The organism is Methylobacterium sp. Leaf93, assembly GCF_001422345.1.
Lineage (GTDB): Bacteria > Pseudomonadota > Alphaproteobacteria > Rhizobiales > Beijerinckiaceae > Methylobacterium > Methylobacterium bullatum.
Genome location: NZ_LMMS01000006.1, coordinates 84,433 through 93,178, shown reverse-complemented (window position 1 = coordinate 93,178; position 8,746 = coordinate 84,433). Strand labels below are relative to the sequence as shown.

10 protein-coding genes are annotated in these 8,746 nt (G+C 68.4%); 3 read left to right on the top strand and 7 right to left on the bottom strand.

The features are described 5' to 3' along the window. Positions 1-6: 6 nt before the first annotated feature. Together arsC and ASF26_RS07005 are read right to left on the bottom strand one after the other, a co-directional pair. The gene (gene arsC, locus ASF26_RS07010) at positions 7-432 is read right to left on the bottom strand and encodes an arsenate reductase (glutaredoxin) (RefSeq protein ID WP_056251366.1); all 426 of its coding nucleotides are present in this window, start codon (positions 430-432) and stop codon (positions 7-9) included. Then, the gene (locus tag ASF26_RS07005) at positions 432-779 is read right to left on the bottom strand and encodes a metalloregulator ArsR/SmtB family transcription factor (RefSeq protein WP_056251363.1); all 348 of its coding nucleotides are present in this window, start codon (positions 777-779) and stop codon (positions 432-434) included. Before ASF26_RS07005 ends, arsC begins: the two co-directional genes overlap by 1 nt. A 47-nt stretch (positions 780-826) precedes the next feature. On the opposite strand from ASF26_RS07005, the gene arsH reads away from it, so the two are divergent. Next, entirely contained in the window at positions 827-1,579 is a 753-nt protein-coding gene (gene arsH / locus ASF26_RS07000) for an arsenical resistance protein ArsH (protein ID WP_056251359.1), read from the top strand. Positions 1,580-2,096: 517 nt separating this feature from the next. Here arsH and ASF26_RS06995 read toward each other — a convergent pair. The 3 genes from ASF26_RS06995 to ASF26_RS06985 all read right to left on the bottom strand — a co-directional run bounded on the left by ASF26_RS06995 (position 2,097) and on the right by ASF26_RS06985 (position 5,353). Then, positions 2,097-2,450: a hypothetical protein gene (locus ASF26_RS06995; protein WP_056251355.1), complete on the bottom strand. Its 354-nt coding sequence runs from the start codon at positions 2,448-2,450 to the stop codon at positions 2,097-2,099. Positions 2,451-3,048: 598 nt separating this feature from the next. Continuing rightward, positions 3,049-4,287 carry a hypothetical protein gene (locus tag ASF26_RS06990; RefSeq protein ID WP_056251353.1) on the bottom strand — a complete coding sequence of 413 codons (1,239 nt, stop codon included), beginning with the start codon at positions 4,285-4,287 and terminating at the stop codon, positions 3,049-3,051. Between the two features lie 802 nt (positions 4,288-5,089). Continuing rightward, entirely contained in the window at positions 5,090-5,353 is a 264-nt protein-coding gene (locus ASF26_RS06985; RefSeq protein WP_147840852.1) for a helix-turn-helix domain-containing protein, read from the bottom strand. A 204-nt stretch (positions 5,354-5,557) separates the two neighbouring features. On the opposite strand from ASF26_RS06985, the gene ASF26_RS22935 reads away from it, so the two are divergent. Together ASF26_RS22935 and ASF26_RS06975 are read left to right on the top strand one after the other, a co-directional pair. After that, positions 5,558-6,190 (top strand): hypothetical protein, encoded by a 633-nt coding sequence (locus ASF26_RS22935; RefSeq protein ID WP_162240219.1) that lies wholly within the window; start codon positions 5,558-5,560, stop codon positions 6,188-6,190. After that, the gene (locus ASF26_RS06975) at positions 6,187-7,092 is read left to right on the top strand and encodes a BRO family protein (RefSeq protein WP_056251347.1); all 906 of its coding nucleotides are present in this window, start codon (positions 6,187-6,189) and stop codon (positions 7,090-7,092) included. Before ASF26_RS22935 ends, ASF26_RS06975 begins: the two co-directional genes overlap by 4 nt. 224 nt (positions 7,093-7,316) lie before the next feature. Here ASF26_RS06975 and ASF26_RS06970 read toward each other — a convergent pair whose 3' ends face one another. Both ASF26_RS06970 and ASF26_RS06965 read right to left on the bottom strand, forming a co-directional pair. After that, a complete protein-coding gene (locus tag ASF26_RS06970; RefSeq protein WP_056251344.1) occupies positions 7,317-7,637 on the bottom strand; it encodes a hypothetical protein in 321 nt (106 codons plus the stop codon). Position 7,638: 1 nt separating this feature from the next. Continuing rightward, the gene (locus ASF26_RS06965; protein WP_056251341.1) at positions 7,639-8,430 is read right to left on the bottom strand and encodes a metallophosphoesterase; all 792 of its coding nucleotides are present in this window, start codon (positions 8,428-8,430) and stop codon (positions 7,639-7,641) included. Between the last annotated feature and the right edge of the window lie 316 nt (positions 8,431-8,746).

Sequence of the window (8,746 nt, the reverse complement as noted above, 5' to 3'; positions counted from 1 at the left end):
GGCGGGTCAGGCGGTAGCGACGCGGCGCCCGTGCTCGTCGACGACGCGCTCGCCATCCTCCTTGACGAACTCGCCCTGTTGGGCGGGAAGGAGGTCGAGGACCGCCTCGGAGGGCCTGCATAGGGCAACACCCAGTGGGGTGACGACCAAGGGGCGGTTCAGCAGGATCGGATGCTCGCCGATGGCATCCAGAAGCTGATCGTCCGTCAGGCTCGGGTCCGAGAGGCCGAGCTCGCCGAAGGGCGTACCCTTCTCACGGAGCAGATCACGGACCTTCACGCCCGCCCGCTCGGCAAGCTGGCGCACCAGGGTCCGGTTTGGGGGCGACTTCAGGTACTCGACCACGTGCGGCTCGATGCCGGCGTTGCGGATGAGGGCTAGGGTATTGCGGGACGTGCCGCAATCCGGGTTGTGGTAGATCACGACGTCCATCAGGCGGTCTCCGTGCAACAGGCGGCGAGGGCAGCGACAGCCGGGGCGCAGACCTCGGGGCGTCCCTGGCAGCAGTCGCGCATCAGGAACTGGATGAGCTCGGACAGGTCCGGGTAGGCGGCGCTGTAGATGATCGAGCGCCCCTCCCGCCGGGAGGTGACCAGCCCCGAATGGCTGAGCTCCTTGAGGTGGAACGACAGGTTGGTGCCGGACACGCCGACCGCCTCGGCCAGCATGCCGGCCGCCATGCCCTCCGGCCCGGCGGTGACGAGCTGGCGCACGATGCGCAGGCGATGCTCCTGGCCGAGGGCCGCGAAGGCCGCCACAGCTTGCCGTTCGTCCATCATGATGTCAATATATCAACCATCGTTGAAACGTAGAGGAACGAAACGTCTTGGACAAGCCCCTGCAGCCCTTCGCCGATGGAATGCCGAACCTGAGCGAGGGGCATTTCGTGGTCCCGACGACCGACGCCCTGCACGTGAAGACACCGTTCACCCACGCCCCGCGCTTCCTGATCCTGTACGGATCGCTCCGTGAGCGCTCGTTCAGCCGCCTCCTCGCCTACGAGGCCGCGCGCCTGTTGGAGGCGATGGGCGGCGAGGTGCGGATCTACGACGCGCACGGCCTGCCGCTGCCCGACGACGCCACGGCCGATCACCCGAAGGTCCAGGAACTCCGAAACCTCTCGATCTGGTCGGAGGGCCACGTCTGGGTCAGCCCCGAGCGACACGGCGCCATGACCGGGGTCATCAAGAGCCAGATCGACTGGCTGCCGCTCTCGGAGGGTTCGGTGCGCCCGACGCAGGGGCGGACGCTCGCCGTGATGCAGGTCTCCGGCGGCTCGCAGTCGTTCAACGCGGTCAACAGCCTCCGCGTGCTCGGTCGCTGGATGCGGATGATCACCATCCCGAACCAGTCCTCGGTTCCGATGGCGTACAAGGAGTTCGACGACGCCGGCCGGATGAAGCCGGGTCCGCTCTACGACCGGGTGGTCGATGTCTGCGAGGAGCTGATGAAGTTCACGCTCCTCACGCGCGAGCGATCCGACTACCTCGTCGACCGGTATTCGGAACGCAAGGAGCGCGAGCCCGAAAGGCTCAAGGCCGTCGCCGTCGACATCGGGTTCGTGAAGCGACTCTCCTGATCTGCACGTCCACGCCGACCTCTTCTACGCCATCGCCTCGCCCGGTAGGATAGCGATCCCTATTTCAAGGGCTCCACGACCGTAAGCACAAGAGTCTGAGCGCTGGGGCACGTCGGCCGCCACGATGGCGACCACGGGGGCCGTCTCGTCGGGGCGCCGACGATCGCGACGTGGACGGATCCTTCGCCAACGTCGACGGCGGTCAGCTTCACTAGGCTCAGCTGGAGCTTCCGCATGCCGCCTCGGTCAGCGAGGGGGACCGGACGGAGTGGAGCGTCCCCGAGACGTAGACGAGGTCGCCGACGTCCGTGCCCGGCGCGTCGGCCTCGGCGATGGAGGCGATCGGCTCCGCAGTCAGGAGCAGAAATTTCGCTAGGCATCACGTCCTCCTTGGCCTTGCGCCGAACGAACCCCGCCCAGGTCCGGACGGTCCCGTGCGTCGCTGTCTCCAGCACCGCCACTTCGGAGAGGGTCGACGCGGTCAGGGGGCGAGCGAGGATGGCCAGGAGTGGGATGGTCACGACGCCGCCTTCAAGACGATCGCGTCGACGTCGGCGAAGGCGCCGTCGACCTCCGCGGTGGTGATGGCGCCGGCGCCGATGCCGGCGGCGACCTGGTTGTAGACCGCCAGACAGACGCCAATGTGCCTCCGGATCTGCAGGCTCAGCACCTTCAAGCGGTCGTTCGTGAGGGGCCGATCTACCCCGTCGGCGAACGTCCACGGGTCGCTGTCCTTCCGGGCGTCGAGCAGCGTCGCGGTGACCTCGCTTAGCGTGCGCGTCAGGGCCCGCTCGTTGACGGCGACCGCCCAGCCGTCCCACGTCGTGCCGCCCGCCTCGGCCGCTAGGTGCGCCTCGTATGCGTAGGCCAAGACAGCGGCCGCGTCGGGCGGAGCCGGAGCGTTCGGATCGAGCCAGTAGCCATCGGCCTGTTGGGCCTACCTGAGCCACAGCCAGGCGCCGACCGCGTCGCAGAAGACGTCGAGGGAGAGACTAACCATGTGAGATAGCATGGACCGGGGGCGTTAAGGGGGTGAACGTCACGTGGGGCCCTGAAACATAACACCCCCCGACCCCGGGGGCCGGAGGGTGCGCTCAGGATGTGGTGCATCGCGAGGACGACGGATACGTCGACAGTCTAGAATATACCCCACTGAACAGCATCGGACAAGCAAAAGAGGGCGAATAACGACGGTCTAGCAAGGGGTAAGCGGCGGTTCTAGACTTGGAACGACGGCGGTCCAGTAGGGGGTAGAGCCATTCCGCCCCCCCCCCTGAGCGTCGACGGCCAGCCACATCCAGGGAGGGCGGCGCAGAACGTCACGGTAGTGAGCTACACCAGGGAACGGGGCGGGCGGCAGCGACGGAGAAGGTAGCAGGGGGACGACGGCGGGATGACGACCCGCGGGGAACCAGGAGGCCCGGGCCCAAGGGGACAACGGGGGGCCAGGGGCCCATATGTGGAACCAATCACCCGATTATCGTTGAGGGAGAACGGGTTACAGCGCCGAGAACGCCCGTCAGGATTTCGTCCATCTTGGCCTCCATCCACGGGCCCTTGGAGGCCGGTACGATGAAGCTATCGTGGACGGGCAGGCAGGGGATGGACGCCTTCTCGCAGGCCTTGAGGACATCCACCGCCATGGCGCTGTCTACGGCCATGCAGCGGATCCCACGGTCTGCAGCGATGTCTGCGGCGATGGGGGTGTTCCGCGCCACGACGGCCTTGAGCAGGCCGCGGGTGTAGTCCCAGCCGTGCTCCCAGTCGTCCTTGTCCATAATGGCCGCCGCTGCCGCGTTCATGGTCTTCGCGTTCAAGGCGACGTTGAGGGCGAGCTTGCCCTCGTCACGGGGAAATGTCCCCGTGACGTAGGGATCGTGGCGCAAGACGTGACCACGGGCTGCGTAGAGGATCCGCGGATGGAGGGTGGCGAAGTCCGGCTCGAAGGCCGCCTCGCCGTTGATGAGGAGCTCCCAACGGCGTCCCTTGGGGAGGTTCTGCCACCATCCGTAGAGCCGGCCGTGGCGGTCCCAACGGCCACGGCCGAACACGCGGTAAACCTCGGGGCTCGGGGTCGGGACGACGCTGGCCCACGTCCCCTTCTCCTTGCGGTCGTTGCGGGCCCGGACAACGCGCGTGGCGTGCTCCCACCCGTCGCCCGTCGGCATCGTGACCGAGACGTTGCCGAGGTAGGCATTGATGCGGTCGAGCTCGGCCTCCAGGCGTCGCGTCTGACGTGTCGGGTCGTAGCCGATGACGTCGCCGGCCTCGTCCTTGAGGATGAGGCGGCAGCGACGCGTCTCGTACTCGAAGGGCGCGTCGCGGAAGGCGTGGACGAGGTCGGGGGTCGCACGCAGGCGGCTCTGCATCCCGGTGGAGAGGTGGTCGCCAGGGCGGGCCCGGACCTCCTCGATCAGCCCGAGCTCGACGAGTTCAGCCACGGCGGCGAGCACGCGGTCGTAGGTGTAGGGCAGGCCCATGTACCGCGATTGACCGGCGTAGAACGCCTTGCGGCGCGAGTAGCTGACCCAGCGATCCTCGCCGGGCGCCATGTCGGCCGCGATGCACGCGGCCGCGAGGACGCTGCGCCTGGCGACGTCCTGCCTGCGATCGGGGATGTCGGGGATGCCGGCGGCCGAGAGGATGTTCTCCGGGATGCGCCAGTGGAAGTCGAGGGCGCGGTCGCGCGCCTGTGCCGTGTTGAGCATGTCGTATCCATCGACACGTCAGGCACCACACCGCCGTGTCGGGACCGATGATCCGCTCGACATTAGCCTTAGTCTATGGGTCTGTGTTTTGGAGATCAGCTGATATACTTCGCGAGACCAGTAGTTCTACCGCCCCGACGGGGTGCATGATCTCACGGGGGTAAAGCATCGATTTCAGCCTCGCCCACGGCCTAACTTCGAGGCACCGGAGGATTCAGCCAACAAGCCCCGTGGACGGCTCCACGGGGCTCTAATGCGGTCGAAAATTTATTTGTGCTCGCATGCGGCCGTCGCCTGATGCCGTGAGGACATATCGAATCCGCGAACAGCTTGGTGAGCTGGTGGCTCGAACTCCTAACCCGATCGGGGTCTACCCGACGACCTCGCGGCGGCCCTGGAGCGGGCCCTGTCGGCCGTGAAGCACATCGACGCCGGTAGGATCGGAGCCGAGGCGTGATGCCCAGTAACCAGGCGTTCCTACTCACCTTCGCAGGCCTGCTGCGAGTCGGCATCCTCGCCGACCCTGTCCCGACCTACCGGGCATGCCGATCGGCTTGCGCCGCCCTTGGGGACGCATCCGTGCCCGTTGACTACACCTGACCGATTCGCGCGGTCCGCTCAGTCCACGAGGAGGATTGGGAGAGTCGGCTGAGGCCCACCCCAACCGCGGCCGCCGTGCGGGCCACGCTGGCGAGCGAGGGCGTGGAGAGCGTCCTGGCACGGTGGGGCGGGCGCTACCGAGGCAAACTCATCGCGGCAGCGAACCGCGCCGCGCGCAGGTCACCGCCCGCCAGACATCCCCTTACGTGTCCGGGATCGGGGGCACGTCCGGAGGCGTCGCCTGCGTGTAGGTGACGGTCTGCACCGTGTAGTCGGGCGTGCCTGAGAAGCTGATGCCCAAGCCGGCGTAAAACCCCATCACGGAGTGGAGCGCGCTCAGGGACGACTTCCTCATCTCGACGGCGACCATGGTCCTCTGGGACAGGCCGACGCGTCGGGAAATTTCGTCCTGCGTCAGGCCGACGAGGGTCCGCGCGGCGCGCAGCTGCATTGGGGAGGGATACACGACGAGGCACTCCGAGCCGGATTCGATGGAAGGCCATTATCACCAAAGCGCCCGAAACGTGCAATGACGGCACATCGACTCGCGTTCTCAGAAGAAGGTGATAACCTTCGATTCGTGCCGACATCGCCGGATCCACTGGCGAAAAAAATGGCCCCGGAAGCGCGCGAACGCCGCCGAGGCCTGGTCAGCCACAGGAGCATCCCCGTGACCGAACCGTGCACCCACCTTACCACCACGACCGCCCCGAACGGTAGCCTCGCCGCGTCCCTCGCCCAGGGAATTTCGCAGTACGCCGAGCGCTTCGAGGAGGCCTCGGTCCTTGAGATCGCGGCGGCCATGAGCGTCGAGGATCCCCACGCGGCGCGGTCGTTCCTCCTGGAGCGCACTGCCGAGCCGGCGTTCCCGATGCTGCGCAGGAGCGTCCTCGGTACGATCGAGCTCCGGATCGAGGCCGCCAAAGCCGCTGCGCGTGACCGCCTCCTCCTGGTGACCGGCGACGACGCGCCGGGCGGGAAGAACGACAAGGCGCGCGAGGCGATCTTCCGCCGGGACCCGGGCGCATTTCTGCCGGGCGCCGAGGTCAGCAAAGTCCGCCCGTTCGCCCGGGCCTTCTGGCACGTCCTGATCGACGGGAAAGACGTGCCCTGCGTCTACGTCTGCCGGGCCGCCGTCGTGAGCGACCTGCACGACATGGTCGAATGCCTGGCCGAGAACAGACAGTACGAGCGGGGCATCGTCATCGGTGCGCCCGAGACCGCGCGGGACATCGCCGGCCTACTGCCCCCGAACATCGCCTTCGTGGCCGTACCCCTCGCCACCGACGGGAGGCGCGCGTGAACGCCATCGTCCGCATCCCGGCCGCGCCGGCGATCTCGATCTTCCGCTTCGACAACCACGACATCCGCGTCGTGGAGATCGACGGGCAGCCCTGGTTCGTCGGCGCCGACGTCTGCAAGGCCGCCCGCCTCTCGAACCCGTCCGTCTCGCTCAAGGCGCTCGACGAGGACGAGAGGGCTAAGATCTTCTTAGGGCATCCCCAGGGCGAGGTCCTGGTCATCACCGAGGGCGGTCTCTACACCCTGCTGATGCGCAGCCAGCGTGCCCTCGTGAAGGGCGCGACGGCATGGCGGTTCCGTCGGTGGGCGATGAACGAGGTCCTCCCCGAGATCCGGCGGACCGGTTCCTACGCCGTGGCACCCGCCCCGACGCCGGTCGCGATCCCCGAGGACCTCGACGACAACAGGGTGCTAAGGAGGATGCTCCTGGCCCCGATGGATCGGGAGGACGCCCTCGTCGAGCGCCTCGTCATCACAGACCAGGAGCTCATCGACACCTCTCGCCAGCTCACCGCCTCGCAGCGGCAGGTACAGCGGGCCCTGCCGGCGGTGGAGTGCGTCGAGCGGTTCGCCGAGAGCGAGGAGCTCTACAGCCTCCAGGCCGGTGGCAAGGCCCTCGGGCAAAAGCCGAACAAGTTCATCGCTTGGCTGAAGGAGCGCGGCGACCTGTTGGATCTGAACAGGTCGAACCTCCCCCGGCAGGACCTCATCGACCGTGCCCTGTTCCGCGTCCGGATCGAGGAGTACGGCGGCAAGCCCCGTGCGACGCCGAAGATGACGTCGAGGGCATCCTCCACTACGGACGCGAGCTCTGCGTCTCCGTCGACTGGCGGGCCGCACGGGAGCCCGACCTGTTCGACTGACACCCCTCAGACTCTGAGTGGTGACGAGGGGCCCGGGTGACCGGGCCCCTTTTTCGTGCCTGAAATCTGGTGCAGCGAAATGGGAGCGAAGGCCGGTTCGGTATCATTGGCAACCCGGCCCGGGCACGCCTGCGCACGGTCTCGGCACGCTCTCAGCATATTTTCGCGCGTTTCAGTCCGCGCGATCGGCGTTACACCGCGAGCGAAATCCGGCCTCGCTCGTGGAGCGCGCTGCAGCACCCCCCGATCCAGGCGCTCGGTGGCCTACGGGCACGGCCCCCCGGACGGCCGCCGCCGGTACCGGACGCCGTAGTGCAGCAGCACGCCGCTGGGCAGGAGGCTGAGCTCCGCCTCGTAGGGGACCGGCCGGCCCCCGTTGCCGTAGCACCGGGAGGCCGTCACCCGGCCGCCTGAGATCCTCGCCCCGTGGCACTCCATCAGATCGATGCCGACCTCGCCGGGGGCGGGCCCGACGACGATGGCGGGGACGTCGGCCCCCTTGGGGCAATAGAGGCCCGGGGCGGGCTGGTAGGGGTCCGCCCCGGCCGGGCCAGCGAGCAGGGCGAGGATGGCGAGCGCACGCATGTCAGATCTCCAGGACTAGGGACGGGTCGAAGGCGGGGTTCTCGCCCCGGCGGCCGCGCGGGTTCGCGAGGATGCGGGTCCCACCGATCCGGTAGTCGGCGGACCGGTGGATGTGCCCGTGGATCCAGAGATCCGGGGCGTGCTCCCCTTCGAGGACGCGGCTGCAGTCCGAGGCGTACGCGGCATCGATCGCCTGCAGCGGCCCCTGCCGCCCGAGCGACGCGGGGTGCGGGGCGTGATGCGTGACGACGACCGTTGGGCCGTCCCACGGCTCCGCAAGCGCGCGCTCGATCCGACCGAGCTGCGTCACGTGTTCCGCGGCGGCCGCGCTCGGACGGAACGCGTTCGTCTCGCCCGATGGCAGCCGGACCTTGACCTTCCTGTGATCTCGCATGCCCGCGGACCGGTCCCCGCACGAGGCCATCGTGGGCGCCCGCCACGCCTCGCCGAGAAGCAGGTAGTCCGTCCAGATCGTGGCGCCGACGATCCGGAGGCCCTCGACGTTCAGGGTCTCCCCAACGGCCAGCAGGTGGATCCCGGCGGCGGCCGCGGCCTCGCGCCCGCGCTCCAGCTCACTCTGCCAACGCGACCCGTAGAAATCGTGATTCCCCGGCACGTAGACGACGGTCCGGACGAACGGCACGACGCACGCCGCGAGCCAGGGGATGGACCTCCGCGTCAGGCCGTCGGCGACGTCCCCGGCCACGACTGCGACTTCGCAGGCCGGCACGGCCGGGCCCTCCCAGGCGTCGGCGTCGTCGTGCACGTCAGAGAAAATCCAGAGCCTCGTCATCCCACCCTCCCACGCACCAAGCCGATCCATCGGCCTCGAACCACGCCCGCGCAGCCCGCGTGACGCACAGTCCATTCGTCCTGAATCCGGGACACCCGATCCGGTATCGAAGCCTCACCGCCGAGGGCGGCCGCGCCCCCTCCGCCACCGTGCCGGACGCCCACGCGTGGACGTCGCGGGCCCCCGTCCTGAGGCACCGCTGCCGGCTCGCCTCCGACGCCCGGAGGACGACGTCGGCAAGTACGATCGCCGGCACGTGGCCGACGACCCGGCCGCCGACGCGCACGGACCAGAGCCGGCGCGTCAGGTTGCGGTA

Excerpts from the sequence above, each read along its gene's own strand:
- arsC (WP_056251366.1), bottom strand. The coding sequence starts at position 432 with ATGGACGTCGTGATCTACCACAACCCGGATTGCGGCACGTCCCGCAAT.
- ASF26_RS07005 (WP_056251363.1), bottom strand. The coding sequence starts at position 779 with ATGATGGACGAACGGCAAGCTGTGGCGGCCTTCGCGGCCCTCGGCCAG.
- ASF26_RS06990 (WP_056251353.1), bottom strand. The coding sequence starts at position 4,287 with ATGCTCAACACGGCACAGGCGCGCGACCGCGCCCTCGACTTCCACTGG.
- ASF26_RS06970 (WP_056251344.1), bottom strand. The coding sequence starts at position 7,637 with ATGCGTGCGCTCGCCATCCTCGCCCTGCTCGCTGGCCCGGCCGGGGCG.
- ASF26_RS06965 (WP_056251341.1), bottom strand. The coding sequence starts at position 8,430 with ATGACGAGGCTCTGGATTTTCTCTGACGTGCACGACGACGCCGACGCC.